The 20,371-nt window shown below is 66.6% G+C and carries 18 protein-coding genes; 15 read left to right on the plus strand and 3 right to left on the minus strand.

Annotation, left to right across the window (positions count from 1 at the left end; translation table 11 throughout):
- Nucleotides 1-4 precede the first annotated feature (4 nt).
- From RZR99_RS03155 to RZR99_RS03210, 12 genes are all read left to right on the plus strand, one after another.
- Nucleotides 5-361, plus strand: a complete 357-nt coding sequence (locus tag RZR99_RS03155) for an acyl carrier protein (protein ID WP_323118278.1) — start codon at nucleotides 5-7, stop codon at nucleotides 359-361.
- A gap of 95 nt (nucleotides 362-456) precedes the next feature.
- Nucleotides 457-1,554 carry a beta-ketoacyl synthase N-terminal-like domain-containing protein gene (locus RZR99_RS03160; RefSeq protein WP_323118279.1) on the plus strand — a complete coding sequence of 366 codons (1,098 nt, stop codon included), beginning with the start codon at nucleotides 457-459 and terminating at the stop codon, nucleotides 1,552-1,554.
- Complete coding sequence (locus RZR99_RS03165) at nucleotides 1,551-2,825, plus strand: beta-ketoacyl-[acyl-carrier-protein] synthase family protein (RefSeq protein ID WP_323118280.1); 1,275 nt, start codon at nucleotides 1,551-1,553, stop codon at nucleotides 2,823-2,825. The genes RZR99_RS03160 and RZR99_RS03165 overlap by 4 nt, the downstream gene beginning before the upstream one ends.
- The gene (locus RZR99_RS03170) at nucleotides 2,822-4,279 is read left to right on the plus strand and encodes a long-chain fatty acid--CoA ligase (RefSeq protein ID WP_323118281.1); all 1,458 of its coding nucleotides are present in this window, start codon (nucleotides 2,822-2,824) and stop codon (nucleotides 4,277-4,279) included. The genes RZR99_RS03165 and RZR99_RS03170 overlap by 4 nt, the downstream gene beginning before the upstream one ends.
- A gap of 25 nt (nucleotides 4,280-4,304) precedes the next feature.
- Nucleotides 4,305-5,540, plus strand: coding sequence for a phenylacetate--CoA ligase family protein (locus tag RZR99_RS03175; RefSeq protein WP_323118282.1), 1,236 nt, complete (start codon nucleotides 4,305-4,307; stop codon nucleotides 5,538-5,540).
- A complete protein-coding gene (locus tag RZR99_RS03180) occupies nucleotides 5,533-6,951 on the plus strand; it encodes an MATE family efflux transporter (RefSeq protein ID WP_323118283.1) in 1,419 nt (472 codons plus the stop codon). Before RZR99_RS03175 ends, RZR99_RS03180 begins: the two co-directional genes overlap by 8 nt.
- A 44-nt stretch (nucleotides 6,952-6,995) precedes the next feature.
- The gene (locus RZR99_RS03185; protein WP_323118284.1) at nucleotides 6,996-7,667 is read left to right on the plus strand and encodes a class I SAM-dependent methyltransferase; all 672 of its coding nucleotides are present in this window, start codon (nucleotides 6,996-6,998) and stop codon (nucleotides 7,665-7,667) included.
- 13 nt (nucleotides 7,668-7,680) lie between these two features.
- Nucleotides 7,681-8,853 carry a citrate/2-methylcitrate synthase gene (locus tag RZR99_RS03190; protein ID WP_323118285.1) on the plus strand — a complete coding sequence of 391 codons (1,173 nt, stop codon included), beginning with the start codon at nucleotides 7,681-7,683 and terminating at the stop codon, nucleotides 8,851-8,853.
- Nucleotides 8,854-8,900: 47 nt separating this feature from the next.
- Nucleotides 8,901-9,770 carry a class I SAM-dependent methyltransferase gene (locus RZR99_RS03195; RefSeq protein ID WP_323118286.1) on the plus strand — a complete coding sequence of 290 codons (870 nt, stop codon included), beginning with the start codon at nucleotides 8,901-8,903 and terminating at the stop codon, nucleotides 9,768-9,770.
- A 9-nt stretch (nucleotides 9,771-9,779) separates the two neighbouring features.
- The gene (locus tag RZR99_RS03200) at nucleotides 9,780-10,343 is read left to right on the plus strand and encodes a GNAT family N-acetyltransferase (RefSeq protein WP_323118287.1); all 564 of its coding nucleotides are present in this window, start codon (nucleotides 9,780-9,782) and stop codon (nucleotides 10,341-10,343) included.
- Nucleotides 10,344-10,827: 484 nt separating this feature from the next.
- The gene (locus RZR99_RS03205; protein WP_323118288.1) at nucleotides 10,828-11,436 is read left to right on the plus strand and encodes a DUF1007 family protein; all 609 of its coding nucleotides are present in this window, start codon (nucleotides 10,828-10,830) and stop codon (nucleotides 11,434-11,436) included.
- Between the two features lie 2 nt (nucleotides 11,437-11,438).
- A complete protein-coding gene (locus RZR99_RS03210) occupies nucleotides 11,439-12,482 on the plus strand; it encodes a HoxN/HupN/NixA family nickel/cobalt transporter (protein ID WP_323118289.1) in 1,044 nt (347 codons plus the stop codon).
- Between the two features lie 33 nt (nucleotides 12,483-12,515).
- On the opposite strand, the gene RZR99_RS03215 is transcribed toward RZR99_RS03210, so the two are convergent.
- Nucleotides 12,516-13,307: a class I SAM-dependent methyltransferase gene (locus tag RZR99_RS03215; RefSeq protein ID WP_323118290.1), complete on the minus strand. Its 792-nt coding sequence runs from the start codon at nucleotides 13,305-13,307 to the stop codon at nucleotides 12,516-12,518.
- A gap of 345 nt (nucleotides 13,308-13,652) precedes the next feature.
- Here RZR99_RS03215 and RZR99_RS03220 point away from each other — a divergent pair, with 345 nt between their 5' ends.
- Complete coding sequence (locus tag RZR99_RS03220) at nucleotides 13,653-15,098, plus strand: PI-PLC domain-containing protein (RefSeq protein WP_323118291.1); 1,446 nt, start codon at nucleotides 13,653-13,655, stop codon at nucleotides 15,096-15,098.
- A gap of 119 nt (nucleotides 15,099-15,217) precedes the next feature.
- Complete coding sequence (locus RZR99_RS03225; RefSeq protein WP_323118292.1) at nucleotides 15,218-15,823, plus strand: GNAT family N-acetyltransferase; 606 nt, start codon at nucleotides 15,218-15,220, stop codon at nucleotides 15,821-15,823.
- A gap of 106 nt (nucleotides 15,824-15,929) precedes the next feature.
- Here RZR99_RS03225 and RZR99_RS03230 read toward each other — a convergent pair whose 3' ends face one another.
- Both RZR99_RS03230 and RZR99_RS03235 read right to left on the minus strand, forming a co-directional pair.
- Nucleotides 15,930-16,577, minus strand: a complete 648-nt coding sequence (locus RZR99_RS03230; RefSeq protein WP_323118293.1) for a 2OG-Fe(II) oxygenase — start codon at nucleotides 16,575-16,577, stop codon at nucleotides 15,930-15,932.
- 77 nt (nucleotides 16,578-16,654) lie between these two features.
- Nucleotides 16,655-17,968: a hypothetical protein gene (locus tag RZR99_RS03235; RefSeq protein WP_323118294.1), complete on the minus strand. Its 1,314-nt coding sequence runs from the start codon at nucleotides 17,966-17,968 to the stop codon at nucleotides 16,655-16,657.
- A 1,286-nt stretch (nucleotides 17,969-19,254) separates the two neighbouring features.
- Between RZR99_RS03235 and RZR99_RS03240 the strand changes: the two genes are divergently transcribed.
- Nucleotides 19,255-20,298 carry a helix-turn-helix domain-containing protein gene (locus RZR99_RS03240; RefSeq protein ID WP_323118295.1) on the plus strand — a complete coding sequence of 348 codons (1,044 nt, stop codon included), beginning with the start codon at nucleotides 19,255-19,257 and terminating at the stop codon, nucleotides 20,296-20,298.
- The last annotated feature ends 73 nt before the right edge of the window (nucleotides 20,299-20,371 follow it).

A 20,371-nucleotide genomic window follows, 5' to 3' on the forward strand; every position in this document is an offset into this window, starting at 1 on the left:
GACCATGAAGGAAGACATCAAGAACATCGTCGCGCAAATCCTCTATCTGAGCGGTCCCGAGCAGGTGGCCGACTCCGCCTCGCTGTTTCGCGAGCTGAACATGAGTTCGATCGACTACGTCGACTTGTGCTACGAGCTCAAGGACAAGGTGGACAACCGCATCAGCCTCGAGAACCTGTGGCCGTTCAACCGGATGCTGCTCGATCCGCAGTGCCACACCGGCACCGAATGGACCGACGCCGGCTGGCGGCAGGTCTGCGACGTGATGAGCTGGAACAGCCACGAGCGATGCAGCCTGCAGGATCTCTACGCGCACTTCTCGGTGAATTACATCGAACGCCGCATCGCGCAGTTCAACTGACCGGCGCTTTCCCGCCGTACCGCAGGGACGCCGCCCCGCTCGGCGCGGCGTCTCGCACCCGATCGATTCTCGACTCACGTGAATGGGGACTTGCCATGTCGTACATCACCGGCCTCGGCATCGCGACGGCCGTCTTTCCCGACATCGCTTCGTTGCGGGGCGTGGACTTCGCCGGGCGCGAACCGCTCGCGCCGGCAGCCAAGCCGGGCGACTACGCACGCGTCAACCTGCCGTTCCCGCTCGTGCAGCGCATGGCGCGCGAGGACCGGTCGCTGCTGAATCCGAGTTCGCGCCTCGCGCTGCAAGTCGCCGCCGAGGCATTCGACGCGGCGTCGGCCGGCCGGCCCTACACGGCCGAGGAGCGCGATCGGTTCGCGGTCTTCACGGGCGTCGAGGGAGAAGATGCGACGATGGCCGTGCTCGCGCCGCTGCACGAGCGTCGCGGCCTCGACAGCTGCGGGTTCTTCGGCGAGGTCAAGGCGCACCTGAATCCGCTCGACATGCTGCGCCTTCTGACCACCAACGCGCTGTATCAGATCTCGAAGCTGTTCGAACTGCGCGGCGAGGGCTATCCGCTGCAGCGGATGTCGCTCACCAGCCTGTGCGCGCTAGAGGAGGCGCACCGGCAGATCGAGGGCGGCGCGATCGACCGGGCCGTCATCGCGGCCGTCGGCGACATGACCGCGCCGGACAACGTGGGCGCGTTCGAGAAGATGGGCCTGCTGCGTACCGCGTCGCATCCGGTCGGGATCATCCCCGCGTTCGGCGCCGTCGGAGCGGTCGTCGAACGCACCCCGGCCGACGGGCGCGCGCGCTGCGCGCAGGTGCTCGACGTCCATTCGCTGTACAAGCCCGATACGTCCGTGTCGAGCGCCGACTGGTCGAGGCTGTTCGCCCGCTTTCCCGGCGAGGCCGCGCTCGGCGTGCCGCACGTGGTGCTGTACCAGAACGGCGAGCCCTCGCTCGGCAAGGCCGAACGCAACGCCGTGCAGAACGCGTGGCCGAACGCCGTCATGCACGCGTACAAGCCGCATGTCGGCTATACCGGGCGGGCGAACAACCTGATCGATCTGGTCCTGGCGATCGCGGACCCGGCCATTCCCGTCGGCGCGCCCGTGCTGATCAACGGCATCGGCGTGTCGTCGGGCATCGGCGCGATCCTGGTGCGCAAGCTGAGCGGGGTGGGGCAATGAAGCCGGGCTCGGACGCCATCGTCATCAGCGCCTTCGGCGCCGTCACGCCGCTCGGCGGAAGCTACGACGAACTGCGCGCCGCGCTGCGCGAAGGCCGCTCGGGTATCCGCAGGATCGAGAAGTTCGATTGCTCGACCTATACGACGCAGCACGCGGGCGTGCCGGAAGAAGGTAACGAACGGGTGCGCTGGCCGTCGGCGCGGCGCATCCCGGCCGAGCAGCTGTACGGCGATCTGGCGGCCGCGCGGCTGCTCGCGCAGGCGCCGTTCGTCGTGCGCGACTACGCGCCCGAGCGCATCGGCTGCCTGGTCGGCGTGGACGCGCCGGCCACCGACGTGCAGAGCGCGCTCGAGCTCGTCGACAAGGTGAACGGCGACAAATCGCGCGACGCGCTGATCCGGGTGCTCGTGTCGCACATGCGCATGAGCGAGTTCGTGAGCGGCGACGCGACCTCGGTGTTCGGCGCGATTCATCGCCACATCCCGTTCAGCGGATGCGCGCTCGCGCACGTCGGTCTGTGCTCGGCGTCGCTGCAGGCGATCGGGATGGGCATGCTCGCGCTGCGCCAGGGCCGCATCGACGCGGCCGTCGTCGGCGGCGTGTCCGGCAAGGTCAATCCGCTCAACCTCGCTCGGCTCGAATCGCTCGACGTGATCTCGACCGACCTGAACCTCGACCCCCGGCACCGTTCGCGGCCGTTCGACGTGCGCCGCTCGGGCTTCGTGCTGGCGGAAGGCGCGGTGCTGTTCCTGATCGAGCGCGAATCGGCCGTGCGGGCGCGCGGCGACGCGCCGCTCGCGCGCGTCGCCGGCTACGGCGCGAGCCTGGCCGCCGAGCACATCGTGATTCCTCACCTGCAGTCGCTCGAGATGCGGCTCGCGATGCAGCGCGCGCTGGCCGACGCGGGATGCGCACCGGCCGATATCGACTACGTCAACGCGCACGGCACGTCGACGGTGCTCAACGACAGGCACGAGTCCGAGGCGATCCGCGCGATTTTCCCGGCCCGGCCGGCGATACCCGTCACCGCCAACAAGTCGTTGCACGGCCATCTGATCGCGACGGCGGGGGCGATGGAAGTGCTGAACACGGCGATCGGGCTGCGCGAACGCTTCATTCCCCCGACCGTCAATCTCGACGAACAGGCCGAGGAATGTCCTGTCAACGTGGTGCGGACCGCCACGCCGAGCGACGCGCGGCGCGTGCTGAAGAACTCGTTCGGCATGGGCGGGCTCGCCGCGTCGCTCGTGCTGGAAGGAGCGGCCGCATGAAGTTCGCGTCGTTGCTCGGCCGGGATGCGAACTGGCGGATCGTGCTGCATGGCGAGCGTCTGAACGCCGCGGACCTGCGCGCGCGGCTGCGCGCGGCCCGCCGGGCGCTCGGCGCGCTGGAGCCGCAACTGCGCGGGCGCGGCTGCCTGATTGCCGTCGGATTCTCGGGGTTCGACTATTTTCTGTTCACGCTGCTCGCGTCGACGCTCGGCTGCCGGATCGTCCTGTGCGACCCGAGGCTGCTGTCCGCCGCGCTGCGCCAATACCGGCTCGACGCGCTGGCGGTTATCGCGACCCGGTCGATCGCCTGCGACGCGCTGCCGGTCGTCGTGCTCGACCCGGCGGCCGCCGAGGACAGGGGCGACGCCGCCGCGTGGGCGGATGCCGGCGCGCCGCGCGCCCAGATCGTCTTCATGACGTCCGGCACGACGAGCGCGCCCAAGCTGGTCGTCTACGACGAGGCGCAACTCGTCGAGAACGCGCTCGCGGTCGGCCGCTATCTCGGCGTGCGGCCCGGCGACGGCGTGCTGTGCATGTTCCCGACGCACTACATGTACGGCTTCTCGACCATGATGAACGGCTTGCTCGCGGACGCGACCGTCTGGCTCGAACGGGCGTCGCTGACCGCGCACGAGGTGCTCGGCTACCTGGGCGGCGGCCGGATCCGCTTCGCGCCGCTGATCCGCAGCATCGCCGAGCGCGTGTGCGAGCTGGCCGAGGCGACGCCCGGCATGCGTTTCGACGGGATCGTGGTGCTCAACGCGTCCGACCGCATCTACGCGGCGCAGGTGCGCCGCCTGCTCGCGCTCGGCGCGCGCGTCTGGAACAACTTCGGCCAGACGGAGTCCGGCCCGCGGATCTTCGCGCTGCCGCTCACGCCGGACGACCTGCCGCGTCTCGACGCGTACTGCTTCGAGGGCGTCCTGGCGCCGGGCCGTCCGATCGATCCGCGCATCGAGCTGCGGATCGTGGACGCGCACGGCCGGCCGTGCGCGTCCGGCGAGACCGGCCATCTGCATTACCGCACGCCGTACGCGATGCAGGGCTATCTGCTGCCCGACGGCAGCCTCCAGCGGTTCACGACGTTCGAGTCCGGCGACCTGGTGTTTCGGCGCGACGACGGCATCGTGTTCTGGGTCGGCCGCAAGGACGAGACGGTCAAGTGCAACGGGCGGCTCATCAACGTCAGTCTGCTGCATCAGCACTTCGACGCGTTCGACGACATCGCGAAAAGCTATTTCCTCGCCGATCCGCAGACCGGCGCACTGACGGTGTTCGTCGTGCCGGGTCCGTCGCCCGCCCGCGCGGACGTCGACTTCAAGGCCAGGATCCTGAGCCGCTACCGGGCCGCTTTCCCGCTGTATCCCCGCATCGCCGACGTGCTGTTCGTCGACGACCTTCCCGTCACGAGCACGGGGAAGATCTCGCTGCGTCTCCTGCGCGAAAGCGCATGACGGCGGCCTGAACCTGGAGCCCACGATGTCCGAGCGCACGACCCGCTTCGATTCCTCCGCCGTGAGCGAAGCGCTTTCGTACGATGCCCACTATGCGCGCGTGCTGCCGGCGGGCGTGGCCAGCTACGCGGCATTCCGCGCGCAGGTCGCGATCGAGACGGCTGACGACCTGAAGCGACGCGTGCTCGACCGTCTCGATCAGGACGGTCTCGCCGGCGCGACGTTCTACACCACGTCGGGCACGAGCGGCGACACGAAGCTGCTGCTGAGCGCGACGTGGCGCAAGCGGCCCGATGCGACCTACGGCCGCGCGCTCGCGAACGCGCTGGCGGGCCGGGCGATCGCGCCGACCGACCGGGTGGCGAACCTGTTCACCGCCGGCGGCTTTTCCACGCTGTACGACGGCGTGAACCGGCTGCTGGAGGCGATCGGCGCGAACGTGCTGCCGATCGGGCGGCTGGACGCCTACGGCGCCGATCTGCCCGCGATGCTCGACCTGATCGGCCGCACCCGTCCCAACGTGCTGGTCGGCACGCCGACGAGCGTGCTGCACTGCCTGCGGCTGCTCGACGCGCATGGCGTCGACCTCGACGTGACGAAGATCCTCTATACGGGCGAGCCGTTCGCCGAGCGCAAGCGAGAAATCGTGCGGCGGCGCTGGCACGGCGCCAGCTTCTTCGGACTGTACGGCACCACCGAAACGGGTTTTCTCGGCTATCACACGCCGCGTTGCGGGGACGGGCATTACCACGTGCTGGACGACTGGTTCTTCCTGGAGGAAGAAGACGGCCAGCTGCTCGTGACGAGCCGCGCGAACCCGGGGCTCGCGATGCTTCGCTACCGGATCGGCGATCGCGTGCGCATCGGGCCGTCGGTACGCTGCGCGTGCGGCGAGGCCGGGTCGGTCGTCGTGCTGCAGGGCCGCGCGGATCAGCGCTTCAAGTACGCGGGCAATCTCGTCAGCGTCGCGCTGCTCGCCGAACGGCTCGCGGCGTGCGCCGGCCGGCCGCTCGATTGCCAGTTTCGCCTGAGCGCCGACGCGCAGGGGCGGGATTGCCTGACGGTCGCGCTCGACCTGGCCGACGACGAGCTGGCGCCGCTCGCGCCGCGGCTCGCTCATGCGCTGCTCGAGATCGAGGACGTGCGCGAATGCATCGACAAGGGCGAAGGCCGACTCGACGTGCTCGGCCGTGACGCGTTGCGCTTCTCGGCGCGCCAGAAGCTGCCGCGCCTGATCGACGAGAGGCGCGCCGATGCTTGACGATCGCGCCACCGCCACGCCCGTCGCGGCGCGCGCGTCGCGGGCCGAACGCATGCGGCAGTTCGCGGCCGAGGTGCGCGCGACCTGGCTGATGCTCTACCCGATGGTGCTGTCGTCGATCGCGGGCTATTGCATGACGCTGTTCGACTACCGCTGGATCCGCGACCTGCCGGCCGAGGACATGGCGCTGCTCGCGCTCGTCAACGGCAGCGTCGTCACCTTCATGTTCCTTCTCAGCAAGAGCTTCGAGGAATCGTTCGTCGCGGTATTCGCGAAGGCGCCGCGCGCGGACCAGGGGCGGCTGTTCGTGCAGAGCCTGCTGTTCGCGGGCGGCATCGGCGTGCTGGTCGTGCTCGTGCTGATCGGCACGCGGGCGCCGCTGATGATGTTCATTTCCGGCGGCCAGTTCCGCGGCGAGCGCATGTTCGGCTACTACGCGCTCGTGATCGGCAGTTTCCCGCTCACACTGCTCAGCACCGCGCTGTCGGCGGCGATGCGCACCTACGGCGATACCAAGTCGCCCGCGCGCATCAGCATCGTGTGCGGCGTGATCAACAATCTGCTCGACCCGCTGCTCGTGTTCGGGCTGTTCGGCCGGCATCCGCCGCTGCAGCTGTTCGGCCTCGCGTTGACCTCCTGGATCACCAAGAGCCTGTACCTCGGCTGGAGCATCCGATGCATCCGGCCCCGGCTGCGGCGCGAGCAGGTCGTCTTGCCGCGTCCCGCGGCGGAATGGCCGACGCAGCGACGGCTGCTGCGCATCTTCGTGCCGTCGGCCGCGCTCGAGACGCTGACGTTCCTCGCGAACACGGTCGTCTATTCGATGATCGCGCGCTACGGCGTGCGCGCGATCGGCGGCTACGGGATCGGCTTCGAGCTGATGACGATCGGCTTCATCCTCATCAAGGGATTGAGCATGGTCTTCATGATCCGGATCGGCCATCTCGTGCGCAGCCGGGCGCCGTCGCGCGCGGCGCTGCAATCGGTGATGCTGCTCGGCGTGCTGTTCACCGCCGCGATCAGCATCGCGTTTTTCCTGCTGCGCGCGCTTGCGCTGCGCTTTCTCGCCTCCGACGCCGGCGTGATCGCCGTCGCGAGCGCGCTGCTCGACTACGTGCCGCTGTTCGTCTTCAGCTACCTGCTGACGAACCTCGTGACGGGATGCTTCCAGATCCTCGAACGCCCGGCGCGCGCGATGGCGCTCGGTCTGTTCTTTTCCTGGATCGTCACGCCGGGCGCGATCTATCTCGGCGTCACGCACCATCTCGCGCTCACGCAGCTGTTCGCGCTGCTCGCGGGCGTGAGCGTCGTACGCCAGACGGTGTATCTGACGATCTTCCTGCGGCTCATGCGCAGGCTCGGCGCGGCGCCCGCCGCCGCACCGGCCGGCGCGCGTCACGCCGTCGGATGAATCCGCGGCTGCTTCACCCCTCGACCTCACGACTGGAGACCTGCATGCGTACCAACACCCCCGCCGAAGTCAATGCCGATACCTACGATCACTACGTCGATGCCTTCACGCTCGAATGGAACCGCAATCTCGTGCAGCGCGTCGAGCACGAACTCGCGCAACGGCACATCGAATCGGGCCGGCTGCTCGACGTCGGCACCGGCACCGCGCGCACCCTGATCGAACTGGCCCGCGTTCCGTCGCTCGCGCCGCTGGGTTTCGTCGGCGTCGACTACTACGACGACATGGTGCGCCGCGCCGGGCAGAACGTGCGCGCGGAAGGCCTGGGCGAGCGCATCGAGATCCGCGCCGGCGACGTGCACGCGCTGCCGTTCGACGACGGGACGTTCGTCGCGGTGATCGGCCGCTCGGTCGTGCATCACTGGGCCGACCCCGTCGGTGCGTACCGCGAGATCTTCCGCACGCTCGCGCCCGGCGGCTTCGCGCTGATTCACGAGCCCTGCAGCGATCCCGATCCGGAGGCGCTCGCGTTCTTCAACGCGCGGCGCGCGGCCGCCGACGTCCATCCGGTCCATCTCGACGGCAAGTTCACGGTCGCGGAGTCCATCGAGCAATTGCGCGAAGCCGGTATCGGCGAATACGCGCACGTGTCGAAGGGATCGGGGATGCTCGCGATCGGCTTCGAGGTGCTGATCGCGAAACCCGCGCGGCAGTAAGCGAGGTCCGCCGATGCGACTCGACCACGACTTGCCCGCGCAGGAGGCGGCCCGGCCGCGCGCCGCGCGCGACGAAAGCGAGATCGACGCGGTCTCGATCGCACCCGACCGGCTCGCGGTACGGGGCGTCGATCTGCTGGAACTGATCGAGTCCGTCGATTTCAGCGCCGCGATCCTGCACGTGCTCACGGGCCGGATGCCGGACGCCGCCGATGCGCACGCGCTCGATCGCGCGATGGAGGCGCGGCTGAACGACGACGGCCCGCCGGAGGATCGGCTGTTCGCCGCGCAGCTGGCGCGCCGTCAGCGCAGGCCCGAGGTGTATCTCGCGGCGGCGGTCGCGGCCGGACTCGCCGCCGGGCCGCAGGCGTGGCCGGTCGCGTTGCCCGAAGCCTTGCGCGGCGTCGAGCAGGGCACGGAGATCGCGACGGGCCTCGCCATCGTCGCCGCGTTGCCGCGCCTGCTGTCGGTGTGGCGCGCGGTATCTCGCGAGACGGCGCCCCGAGCGCCCGCGACGGGCGCGGCGCGCGGTTTCAGCACGACGGTGCTGGACTGCCTGGGCGAGGGCGCGTCCCGCGACGCGCCGGCCCGCCTGTTCGACGTCCTGCTGGTCGCGCTGCATGGCGGCTTCGGGCTTGTCGCGCCCACCATCGCGCTGCCGCGTTTCTCGGCCAGTACCTATGCGAGCGTCGACCTGAACCTGATCGCGGGTCTGACGGGCAGCGGCCCCGCGCACGTGGGCGCCTGCAGCGACGCGACGCGCTTTTTCGCGAGCCTCGTCGGCAAGACGCCCGCGGCGATCCGCGATTGCGTCGCGGATCGCGTACGCGCGGGCGGCCGGATTCCGGGCTTCGGTCATCCGCTGCTCGAACGCGATCCCCGGCCCGCCGCGCTGGCGCGCCACGCGGCGCGGCTGGGCGTCGGCGGGGCGGCGTTCGACGCGTATCGAACCGTATGCGACGTCATGCAGGACGTGCGCGGCCTGCCGCCGAACATCGACGCGGCCGCCGCGGCGATCCTGCTCGAACTGGGTGTGCCCGCCGTGCTCGCCACGTCGGTGTTCCTGTTCGCGCGGATGCCGACGATGCTCGCGCACGCGCTGCAAAAGAAGGCGCACCCGCCGTTCGGCCAGACGCGCCCGATGGCGCGCGAGCGCCTGGCCGCGCTGCCGAAAGCCTGGATCTGACGCCGGCTCGCCGGCCCCCTTCAACCCGAGATTGGATCGACAACGACATGCTGACCCACCTGCCGCTCGCGCCGCATTGCGCGGCCAACGATACCCCGCGCCGCATCGATTTCGTGAAGACCCAGATCCATCGCTGGATCGACGAGATGTTCGTGTCGCCGGACCGGCACGATCTGCGTGCCTGTTTCGCGAAGACGCTGCTGATCCGCAACTACCTGCTGTCGCCCGTGCTCGATGCGCACGAGACGGAGCGCTTCCTGCGCGACGCGACGGTGCGCGAGTACATGAAGCGCTTCCAGGCGCTGTCGCTCGACAACGAGGTCCGCTTCGAGCGGCAGATGAGCGACGTGCTGCGCGCCGGGCCGTCGAGCGAGGGACTGCTCCTGATCATCAAGGAGTATTACGCGGAGATCTACCGGTTGCTCGCGCGGACCGAGATGTTCCTGTCGGACATGTCGGCGGAGTCGACGGTGGCGATGGTCGGCTCCGGCGGCATGCCGCTCTCGCTCCTGTTCATGCAATCGTTCAGCGGCGCGCGCATCGTCGGGCTGGATCTCAGCGAGGAATCGCTGCGAACCGGCGAGCGCTTCGTCGATCATCTGTGCGCGCTGCACCCGGCGCGTTATCGCCGCGACGCGATCGAGATGGTGCATGCGGACGGAGCGGCCTACGACTACGGTGCGTGCGACATCGTCATCCTGTCGATCCATATCGAGAACAAGGCGGAGATCGTCGAGCGGATCATCGAGACGGCGCCGCGCGATCGGCGCGTGATCGTGATCGAGCGGCAGGTGCAGGGACTCGGCCAGTATTTCTATCCGAACTACGGGTTCGAGCCGGCCGGGCTGCCGCTCGCGAAGCTGGCCACGTTGTGCTCGTCGCTGCTGGTGAGCACCGCCTACCAGCTCGACCAGTAGGCGGACGCGATGACGGCATGCGAGATGCGCGCGGGCGGAATCGGCCTGTTCCATGCGTGGGAACGGCAGGTGCTCGCGCTTTATATGGAGGCGTTCACGACCGGGGCCTACGCCGGACATTATCTGGACGAGGCCGGGGAGCGGGGCTGGATCTATCGCCTCTTCAGCGAGCACGCCGCGCGCTGCCATCTGTGGGTGGCCGGCGAGACGCTGGCCGGCTTCCTGCTGTCGGCCGATTCGGGCTACGATCGCAAACTGCCGGCGCCGCTGCGCTCGGCGCTCGGCGACGGGCCCGTGCGGTCGATCGCCGAACTGGCGGTCGCGCCCGACTGGCGCGCACGCGGGCTCGGCGAAGCGCTGGTGCGGCGCTGTGTCGAGGAGGCCGCGCCCGGCTATCGCGACGTCATCGTGCGCAGCAACGGCAACGCGGCCGCCGCGCACCGGCTCTATCTGCGTCTCGGGTTCGAGCCGTTCGGGTCGGTGCGGGTGCCGAACGACATGCTCAGCGACGGACGCCGCGGCATCGAGTGGGTCGACAAGCAGTATTTCCGTTATCGGACCGCCGGCGACTGACGGGCAGCTGGGCGGGGCAGGGCGGGCATGCTCGAAGCGGCTTGCGGATTGCGCGCGCGAGGCCGGACGAGGGGCGTGCCCCTGAACATTCCGCCCGATGCCCTTTGAGGCGCTGTTTCATCGGCCTGACGGTGCTTTTGCCGATGGTGCGCGTGAACCGGCTCATGCGCGCCTCGGCTTCACTGCGCACGAACCGCGGTCGCCAACGATCCCGGAGGAGCGTCGTGCCGAATGCGCTCACGCGCGGACCGCCGCGCCGAACGCATCCGCGCGCACCCGATTGGCTAAATTCGCGCGGTGGCATACCATCGCGGCAGTGCGCGGCTCGCCTCGATGGCAGTCTCGAATGCCGGCCGACGCACCGCTTGCGAGGAGAGCGCAAGCGTCAGGTTCCGATAGATGGGTACCGCCTCATGCCCGGCTTCCGGAACTGCTCCGCAACCTTTCGACAGACAACCAGGCGGAACATCCATTGGCACCCGGAATGGCGTTTGCCCGCGCTTGCCGCGCGGCCTTGCCGCTGCTGCTGACGGCGCTGGCCGGCCAGCGCGCCGATGCGCACCCGCACGTGTGGGTGCTGTATGCGCTGAACCTCGAGATGGAGCGCGGCGCCGCCGTCGCGATCGACGCGGAGTGGATGTTTACAAACGGCTTCCAGGCGTTGCTGCCGGTCGATTTGTCCCGTTACCCGAAGAACGGCGCGCTGTCGCCGCAGGACACCGAAGCACTGCGCCGCACGGCCTTCCAGTCGCTGAAGGACGTCGGGTACTTCACCCATGCGTATGTGCAGGGGCGCGCGGTGCCGCTCGGCGAGCCGCAGCGGTTCAGCGTGGCGATGCGCGACGGCAAGCTTGTCTATACGTTCCGGATGGCGCTGACGCAACCCGTCGACCCGAGCCGCACACCGCTTGAGCTGGGCGTCTGGGACGATGAGTTCTTCGTCGATTTCGAAATGAAGAAGGACGGCGTGAGAACGTCGGGCATCAAGCCGGCCGGTACCCGGGCAGCGTGCCGGGTGTTCTATACCCCCGACGCCAATCACGCGGTGTACTACGGCACTTACGCGCCGATGTCCGCGACCGTGGCGTGCTGACCATGCGAACACGCCCGCTGATCTGCCTGCTTCGCGTCTTCGCGCTGCTCGTCGTGCTGGCGGGCGCCGGGAGCGGCGCGCGGGCGGATGTGTTCGGGCGTCCGGACGGGCCCGCGCCGCATTCGCCCGCCGCCAGCCCATCGCCTCCGCTGCCGCTGCCCGGTTTCGTGCGGGCGGCGGTGCGCACCGTGATCGTCGCGCAGGCGCGTCTCGACGAGACGCTGCAGGACGAAGTCGTCCAATGGCGCGCCGGCGGATCGTGGCGCGCGCTGCTCGTCTTCATCGGTCTGAGTCTCGCCTATGGCGTGCTGCACGCGCTCGCCCCCGGGCACGGCAAGACCATCGTCGCGGCTTACTTCGGGTCGCGCGCCGCCTCGGCGCGGCGGGTCGCCGCGTTCACGCTCACCACCGCGCTGGGGCAGTCGCTCACGGCCGTCGCGTTGGTGGCCGGCGCGCTGGCGCTGTTCGAGGGGACCGCCAACGCGGTCATGCATACCGCCGCACCGCTCGAACTGGTCAGCGCCGTCGCGATACTCGGCGTCGCGTCGCTGACCGCGCTGCGCATCGTGCGCCGGCAGGAGTGCTGCGCGGCAGAGCCGGATGTCGATTTCAGCGCGGGCGGGCGCCTCGCCGCGTCCGGCGCGGACGGGGACAGCGACGGCGGCACGTATCTCGGCAGCCGGCTGTCCGCGCGGTTTCGTCCCGACGTCGCGCAGCCTTACAAGGCAAGCTGGCTTGCGCTCGCGGTTGCGTTGCGTCCCTGCGCGGGGGCATTGTTCGTGCTGCTGATCGCCGCCCGCTATCAGATCTTCTGGCTCGGCATTGCCGCGGCGTTCGCGATCGGCGCGGGCGTGGCCGCGACGACCTTCGCGCTGGGCTATGCGATCGGCAAGGGACGCGTGGCGATGCTGAACGCCGCCGCCGGTTCCCGGCTGGAGCGCTTGCAGCGCCGGGTCGCGCTCGCGGGCGCGCTTTTCATCGCGGCGTTCAGCGCATTGCAGATCGCGCTGATCGTCACCGGCATCGCGACGATGACGCCGAGCTGAACGCCGGACCCGCTACGTCTCGCCTCGGCGGTTTCAGGCGGCCCAGACCTGATGGGAAAAGCGCAGTGCCCACTCGGGCGGCCGGTTGCGGAAAAAGAAGTGGATACCCTCGGTGAAGGACGCGGGCGTCAGCCCGTGCGGCGCGCCGACCCGGGCGAGCGCCTGCGGCGTGAAGAACGAGATATGCCCGTTGCTCGGCGCGCAGTACCACCATCGCTCGATGCCTTCGTTCAGGACCGCCTCGGTGACGAGCGTCGTGCTGAACAGGATCACGCCGTCGTCGCGGAGGAAACCGGCGACCTCGTCGATCAGGGCCAACGGCGCCGGATGATGCTCGAAGACTTCGAAGGCGATGACGACATCGTATCGGCGGTCCGGGCGAGCCGTGCCGCCGGCGATCGGATCGTACGAATCGACGCTGCCGAAGCCGCGGTTTTTCAGATTCTTTTCGAGCAGACCGAGGCCGGAACCGTAATCGAGGATGTCCTTGCCGGACAGGTCGGGGAAATTCCCCGCGACGATTTCCGCGTTGTACGCCGGCCGCGACCCCAGATAATCGGGATCGTGCCGGACATAGTCGTCGTTGTAGATGTACGCCGAGAAATCGTCGTATGACCAGCCGTCGAACGCGCGGGTGAAAACGAAGCCGCATTGCTCGCAACGGTGGTAATAGACCGGCACGCCGGCACACGGCGCGACCTTCGCGCCGGGGCGATCGTTGCAGCTCCGGGAAAAATCGACGACGCCGCACAGACGGCTCGGGCCTGCGCAGCATTTGCAGAGGCTGGTCACTTCGCATACAGCCATGTCGGTCAATGACGCCATGCTTGCGATCCGCGTGAAGAGAGTGAGGGCGACCGGCGTTCCATCCGATCCGGCGACGCGCGAAAGCGCGCGGGGCTGAATACGGATTGTACGCGCCGGGCCCGACTCGGCGCAGATCGCGCGGCGATCGACGGCCGTGCGTTTCGTCCTCGACGACAGTCCGCCCCCGTTCGCGCGATGCCGAGCGATGCGTCGACGGAAACGATGAACGGACAGCCGGCGACACGATGCATGTCGCCGTTCGCACAAGCGCCTTGCAATCCCGATTCCGCCGCCTATTCTTTCATGGCGTCACGCAGGCCCAAGACAGGCGACACGGATACACGACAAGACTTCGGGGAAATCATGGACGACGACGATCAGGCATTGCGCATGACGTATCGCGACAATGAAGTGGTGCTCAAGATTGCCAGCCAGTACAGGATCGTGGAGGGCGCCTATACGGTCAGCGGATTCTCCGTGACGAGCGGGCAGGATCCCGACGGAAAGATCTATAGCGGCTTGCGCAAGACCTTCGGGTCCGACGGAAAATTTTCCTTCAGCGTGGGGCGCAAGAAATCGACTTCGGTGGCCAACTGGTTCAACGGGCAGGTGGCCGCCTATCAGACTACCTTCAATCATTCCGCCGGGGAGCTGAACTTCGCGTTCATCGGCACGCTGGTTCTGACGATCACCGGCGGCATCCTGGGAAGCCGGGTCGCGACTTATCGGTTTCAGAATGTCGCGCTGGCGCAAGGCAACGCCGGCGCCAGCAACAACTGGTGGTTCGGCGGCAAGGACTGCACCAACATCGGCTCGAACAAGGTCGTCGCGCGCGGCCACGACGCCGACAATATGCCGATGGAGCTGACCTTCCTGCGCGGAGGCAACGGGCCGGTCAATGAGGTCGTCGCCGAGAATCTGGTGCTCGTGCCGCCGGCGGACTGGATGGGCCGGCTGGATGCATCGACGCGGCTGGACCAGATCGTGATGCCCGGCACCCATGATGCCGGCATGTCCGAGACGAGCCATTGCGCGCCGCCGGAATTTCTCGGGTCCGGAGGGCTGTCCAGAACCCAGGCCGTCAACGTCTTCCAGCAGCTGTCCTGCGGTTCGCGATACTTCGATCTCCGGGTGGACTACGACTACGGCGAACTGGTCACCTATCATCGAAGCGGTCAATGGGGCTGCAACGGCATCAGCCTGCGCGCGGCGCTCGACGGTGCGCGAAACTTCCTCGGCACGCACGCGACGGAAACGGCCATCTTCAAGTTCTCGCATATCCGCAACGACTCCGGGCATGACGCAGCGGCGACGAAGACGCGCATCAATGCATTGCTCGAGGAGTTTTCCGGCGCCCTGTACCGGCATTCGGGGAACCCCAACCTCGCGGAGATCCGGCTCGGCGATGCGCGGGGGAAGATGATCCTGGTCTTCGATTACGACGAGTATGTCTCGCCCGCCGACGGCCGGTTCCGGTATTACGACGGGAGTTCGTCCAGAGCCGGTTTGACCGTGTTCGATCAGTATTCGAATACGGAGAGCTATTCGACGATGGCCAATGACCAGCTCGCGAAATGGCAGAGTCACGGCGGATTGGGCAAGGGCTATTTATTCCTGCTGTCGTGGACGCTGACGCCTCAGGGGGTGTTCTCTCCGACGATCGCGAGCCTGGCCGATACCGCCAACTCGAATCTCTCGGCCGTTCTGAGTCAGACCGTCGGCGAGCGCCGTACCAAACCGAACGTGGTTTACGTCGATTTCTTGAACGTCGAGATCGGACAGGTCATCATCCAGTACAACTTCATCTGATCGATCTCGTCCGTTGGGAAGCGGCGCGCCGGCGTGGCGCGCCGCGACGATCGGATGAACGATGTCCGGCCATCGGCGAGAGCGACGGCCTTCGAATGTCCAATACGCAAGGAAAACGCATGCACGAGTATGCCGATGGCGCAGCAAGTCGATTCGCTCCGGTGATCGAGACGGAGCGTCTGATCCTGTCCGGCCATCGCCTCGAGGATTTCGACAGCAGCCGGGCGATGTGGGCCGATCCCGACGTCACGCGCCTGATTCGCGACCAGCCGTACACGAAGGAGGAGTGCTGGTTTCGCCTGTTGCGCTATGTCGGCCATTGGACCCTGCTGGGCTTCGGCTATTGGGCGATTCGCGACCGGCACACGGGCCGCTTCATCGGCGAAGCGGGCTTTGCCGATGCCAAGCGCGACATGGTTCCCGCGCTCGGCGACGTGCCGGAACTCGGATGCGCGCTGACTTCGGCGGCATGGGGCAGGGGCATCGCGCGCGAAGCGCTGGGGGCCGTGCTCGACTGGGCGGACGCGCGCCTGGCGGTTGAGCGTACCGTTTGCCTGATCGGCCCCGACAATCATTTCTCCATCCGGCTGGCTGGGGAGTTCGGCTATCGGGAGATCGCGCGGACCGAATACAAGGCGCAACCGATCCTGCTGTTCGAGAGGCCCGCGAAGGGGCGAGCCGCTACCGGAGAGCGCGGGCAGCGCGCACCGGGCCGTCCCGGCTGACATGCGGTACGCTCTTGTGCAACGAGGCCGCGCGTCGTCTTCGCGCGACGGGTGATCCGGCAGGCCGGCTATCGGCCGCTTCCGGATCGACGGCACGGCAGGCGATTCAGGTGCGCCGATTGGCTTTGTCGTGCCGCGAGTAGAAATACACGAGGGACGTACGCTCGTGGGCGCGCACCGTGCGGACTTCGTGCCGGTACAGACAGTTCGTGACGATGACCGTCCCGTAGGTCGGTGCAAATACGCTCAGCGGCTGCCCTTCGCGATAGACCACGAATTCGCCGCCGTCGAAGGCGCGGCCCAGCTGGATGACGACGGAGAACTCGTAGTCGGGGTTGCTCGCGGCGTCGAGATGCTGGCCGATGAACGAGTCCTTCAGCATCCGGTTGATCTGGCAGCGTCGGATGAAGTATTCGGCCTGCGTGCCGAACATGTCGCCGAAGAATTGCGTTCGCCGGGCATCGGCGAGCAGATCCAGTATCGGGTCGGAATGCGGGCGGTTGACGCGCCGGGGCCGTTCGCCGGCCCGGTCGAGCATGATGCGCCGGACATAGATGTCGTGCGTGTCGCCGGCATCGCCCGCGGTCACGGCTTCTTCCGGGATCCGGGCTTGCAGCGCGTCGATGCGTTCCAGCTCGTGGGCGTCGAATGCCACGTAGGCGGGAAGCATCACGGTTCCCACTTCCCTCAGCTGTGCGGCGTAGTCCGCCATGCCGCCTTCGTTGCACTGGAAATGAATTTCGGCTGTTTCCATGCGTCTCTCCTGGTTGTTGTCGTCCGAGATCCGATACGCAAAAAACACTTCGATCCGATGAATTCGCGCGTTGCCGCTCAGCCGTCGAGAACGGCCAGCAACGCATCCTTTTCCGCCTGGGTGACGACGGCGGCCCACTGCACGCCCGCGCCGCTGCCCGCGTTGACCACGCGGGAGAAGCGATTCGAGCGGATCACCATGCCGCTTGCCTTGTCGCGATGAAGATACATGCCCAGGACGGGCCGGTGTTCGGCCGCGACGAAGGTCGCATCGAAAGGGTGGTGAATCGGCGCGACCTCGTGAAAGGCCTGACAGATCCAGTTTGTCACGCCGGCCCTGCGCACCCGGTCGGCGATGGTTTCGGCCGGAAGCTCCTTGCCGATCAGCACGTCGACGCCGCCGTACGACACATTCAGCTTGAACACCCATTCGTTTTTCCGAGCCAGCGCATCGGCCAGCGTGCGTTCGTCGAGCAGAAAGGTGTACGGAACGTGGCTGCGGATCGCGGCTATTTCGTCTTCGTCGAGGAGCGGGTGGAATTGCGCGTCGCACAGCATGGCGAGCCATGCCTTGTTCATCAGCAGTTCGGCTTCCAGCCCGTTGGAGAACTTCGCGCCGCTGGCATGGATGGCCCGGAACATGTCGAGATTGACCGTCATGTCGTCGTAGACGAAATTGCGGTGGACCAGCACGCGCGTTCCGTTGCCGCGACCGAGCCACTTCGACGGGTAGGTCAGTTCCGTATGCATTTCGATCGGCATGCCGTCCGCCATGCCCGCGAGATACCGGCGCGCCAGTTCGGGCGACGCGTAGCCGCGCGCCGCGTGAGAGCTCCAGTCCAGCAGTGCAACGCGATCGACGCCCAGGGCAGGGAGGCTGTCTTCATACAGACCGCGCAGGTTGGCATAGGGGGAATGCGCGCGTTCGACGGCAGGCCAGCCCGACGTCTGCATGAAGCAGCGATAGCAATCAAACAGCTCGGCGCCTCCGACCGCGGCGGAGAAATTCAGCTCGCAAATCGCATAGCCTTCCGGCAAGGGCAGGATGTCGACGCGGACCACCCGGCGCCGGCCCGCTTCGAGCTCTTCCCAGTCGACATAAGGCGCCAGCGCCTGGTCGATGGAGAAGCGCGCCAGAATGTCGGCCCGCGATTGATGCCGGCACAGATGGCGCACGATCTTGTTCTGGGCGGAGAGCACGGCGCGCGCGGCGCGGGCGAGGGCGTCGAAGTCGTCGGCGGGAAACAGGAAAGGGTGCGGCAGCAGCCTGAAAGCCGATGCGCCGACGTCATCCAGCAGTGCCTGCACCTGCCGGGCGGCACCGTATTCCGCGATCTTGCGTTTGTTTCTGGCAAACGCGTCAATCACGTCTTTATTGAACGATTCGAACATGGTCGATGGCATCGACTGAATGCGTTATTGAAATATCGCGACGAATGGGCAATCCGGTGTATGGGGTGCCGATAATCGGGAGACTCAACGAGACAAGGGCATCCATCTGTTCCGCATGCATGGGGATGCGTTGCAATGCTGCCAGATTTTCCGGCGCTGTGCGAGAAGCGAGGTGAAGGGCGGCGCCAACGCCATCGTGGACCGGGGATCGTTCGGATCCGGTCAGTCGAGGTGCCTCGTTGAAAACCCGACACCTTGCCCATCTCATCCGCTCAAGGTGACGGATTGATCGGATCGATGAATCAAGGGATATAGACCGATCCCGAGTTCACCAACGAGGCACCGCCCGGAGCAATGCCATAAATGAAAATACGGGTACCCGGCGGATAGCTCGCACCCAACTGAATACTGAACCGGTGGGCGCCGCCGGCATTGCAGGCCGTGTTGACGCTTTCGCCATTTATGGTCTGGTATCCGGCCGTTATTCGAAGCGGCGAGATCATGGCTTTTGGCGAAAGAATGCGTCGGTAGCGTTTCCGTGTGCCCGCGAGCGTGTCTCACCATGTCATTGATCCGGAGTGGCGCGAGCCGGCGCATATCGGCGCCGGCGTCTAGACCTGATGATCCGGGCGACGCAGGCAATGCGCTGGGCGCGGCGCCGGCGCTCATCGACACCGCCAGCACCGGACGGCGGACATTTCAATCTAGCCACTACAATCAAATATGTTGATAATTATGATTATGTCAAATTATAGGCGTAGACTGGGACGTGTGATTCGGGCAGTCAAAGCATCCCTGCTGCCGGCAATACGTCGACCGGCAACGGCGTAGCAAATCAAGTCCATCGATCTCTAATTCTTCACCCTCGAAGCGCGGTAAAACGCACCATCTTGATTGAACACGATGTTCTGCCCCGAACGAAAAACGTACCCGCACGGTTGTGCATCCAACGTCAACGTCCGAGCAGGTAATCTGCCTCAGTACACGGTTCCAAATGCTCCAACGTCCCCACGCCATCCGCTGACAACTGCCTGCTGAAATTGGCATTAGATTAGTTTTGGTTTTAGCCTTTGATTTCTGCAGATGCTCACCTCGATATTTTTAGCGAACGCTCTCAGAGCGGGATATTGTAGCGACTTCCGCTGCCTACGCTATAGCGTCAACTGTCTACATCCCCCTCGCCATCCAGATCAGCCAGCGGCATCTGGGATTCCCCGAGCAGCCCAGGTTATGATTGGGCTTCTTTAAATCGGCAGCCCGATTGATCACGTTTCATTCTGCGCCTTATGCAACCGTCCCCGAAAAGTTACCGCTTTTCCACGCTCGATCTGCCAGCGCGCGAGCGATTCGACGCGTGGCAGGCCGACAGCAGCCCGCTGTTCGACTTTGGCCTACCGGATGACCGTTCGATTCCATACAACTCATCCGTAGCGATTACGCGCCTCGGCGGGCCATTGCTTGGTCACACGATCTGGCAAAACCCGACGCACACCGTCTCGCAACGGATTCGGCGCGCGCCGGGTTGGATCCGGCGAGATGGCGCAGATCAATATTACTTTCGGATGCAGCGCGACCGCGCGTTCTCCGGCGCAGCCGGACGATCGCATTTCCAAGTCGGGGCGGGCGAAATATGTCTGCTCGACATGTCCGTACCGTTCGATCTCGATGTCACGATGGGCGACATTCTGTTCGTCGTCGTCCCACGCGATCTGCTGCCCACGCGTGTCGGCAACCTGCACGGACACGTGTTGCGCCGCGGAATGGGCGGCCTGCTCGGCGATTACCTGATGAGCTTGGAGCGGCATCTGCCGCTTCTGACCGACCACGAGATTTCGCTCGCGGGGAGCGCGTTGCGCAGCATGCTGAGTGCGTGCTTCGCACCGACGCCGGATTCGATCGCGCAGGCCCAAGGCGAGATAGATGACGTACTGCTGAACCGGATTCGCACGTACATCGAACAGCGTATCGAGAGCCCGGAACTCAAACCAGATCGAATCTGCCGGGACGTTGGCGTCTCGCGGTCAAAGCTCTACTTGCTGTTCGAGCAGAGTGGCGGAGTCATGCGTTACATCCAGCACCGGCGATTGCATCTCGCCCATGAACGTCTCGTTGATCCGGGGCAGCCGCGCCAGCGTATTTCCGACATTGCGTGGAAGCATGGTTTCGTCAGCGAGAAACATTTCTGCCGCATCTTCAAGACCGAATTCGGCTATAGGCCGAGCGAGACACGAGAAAGCCCGTCCCGCGACAGTGGCGAGACCGCCGCAGCACGCGTCACAGCGGACCTGTCCCGTCTTAGCTTTGACGAATGGGTGAGTCGGGCCGTTTGATGTTGGCGCGGCGCTAAGCGAAGGCGGCCGGATTGGTTTAGGGACGACCGGCGTTTTCAAGAGGGATCGCTGG

The organism is Burkholderia alba (genome assembly GCF_034721475.1).
Taxonomy (GTDB): Bacteria; Pseudomonadota; Gammaproteobacteria; order Burkholderiales; family Burkholderiaceae; genus Burkholderia; species Burkholderia alba.

Bases quoted from the DNA above. Each gene is read 5' to 3' on its own strand.
- RZR99_RS03155 (WP_323118278.1), top strand. From the start codon at position 5: ATGAAGGAAGACATCAAGAACATCGTCGCGCAAATCCTCTATCTGAGC.
- RZR99_RS03160 (WP_323118279.1), top strand. From the start codon at position 457: ATGTCGTACATCACCGGCCTCGGCATCGCGACGGCCGTCTTTCCCGAC.
- RZR99_RS03165 (WP_323118280.1), top strand. From the start codon at position 1,551: ATGAAGCCGGGCTCGGACGCCATCGTCATCAGCGCCTTCGGCGCCGTC.
- RZR99_RS03170 (WP_323118281.1), top strand. From the start codon at position 2,822: ATGAAGTTCGCGTCGTTGCTCGGCCGGGATGCGAACTGGCGGATCGTG.
- RZR99_RS03175 (WP_323118282.1), top strand. From the start codon at position 4,305: ATGTCCGAGCGCACGACCCGCTTCGATTCCTCCGCCGTGAGCGAAGCG.
- RZR99_RS03180 (WP_323118283.1), top strand. From the start codon at position 5,533: ATGCTTGACGATCGCGCCACCGCCACGCCCGTCGCGGCGCGCGCGTCG.
- RZR99_RS03185 (WP_323118284.1), top strand. From the start codon at position 6,996: ATGCGTACCAACACCCCCGCCGAAGTCAATGCCGATACCTACGATCAC.
- RZR99_RS03190 (WP_323118285.1), top strand. From the start codon at position 7,681: ATGCGACTCGACCACGACTTGCCCGCGCAGGAGGCGGCCCGGCCGCGC.
- RZR99_RS03195 (WP_323118286.1), top strand. From the start codon at position 8,901: ATGCTGACCCACCTGCCGCTCGCGCCGCATTGCGCGGCCAACGATACC.
- RZR99_RS03200 (WP_323118287.1), top strand. From the start codon at position 9,780: ATGACGGCATGCGAGATGCGCGCGGGCGGAATCGGCCTGTTCCATGCG.
- RZR99_RS03205 (WP_323118288.1), top strand. From the start codon at position 10,828: ATGGCGTTTGCCCGCGCTTGCCGCGCGGCCTTGCCGCTGCTGCTGACG.
- RZR99_RS03210 (WP_323118289.1), top strand. From the start codon at position 11,439: ATGCGAACACGCCCGCTGATCTGCCTGCTTCGCGTCTTCGCGCTGCTC.
- RZR99_RS03215 (WP_323118290.1), bottom strand. From the start codon at position 13,307: ATGGCGTCATTGACCGACATGGCTGTATGCGAAGTGACCAGCCTCTGC.
- RZR99_RS03220 (WP_323118291.1), top strand. From the start codon at position 13,653: ATGGACGACGACGATCAGGCATTGCGCATGACGTATCGCGACAATGAA.
- RZR99_RS03225 (WP_323118292.1), top strand. From the start codon at position 15,218: ATGCACGAGTATGCCGATGGCGCAGCAAGTCGATTCGCTCCGGTGATC.
- RZR99_RS03230 (WP_323118293.1), bottom strand. From the start codon at position 16,577: ATGGAAACAGCCGAAATTCATTTCCAGTGCAACGAAGGCGGCATGGCG.
- RZR99_RS03235 (WP_323118294.1), bottom strand. From the start codon at position 17,968: ATGTTCGAATCGTTCAATAAAGACGTGATTGACGCGTTTGCCAGAAAC.
- RZR99_RS03240 (WP_323118295.1), top strand. From the start codon at position 19,255: ATGCAACCGTCCCCGAAAAGTTACCGCTTTTCCACGCTCGATCTGCCA.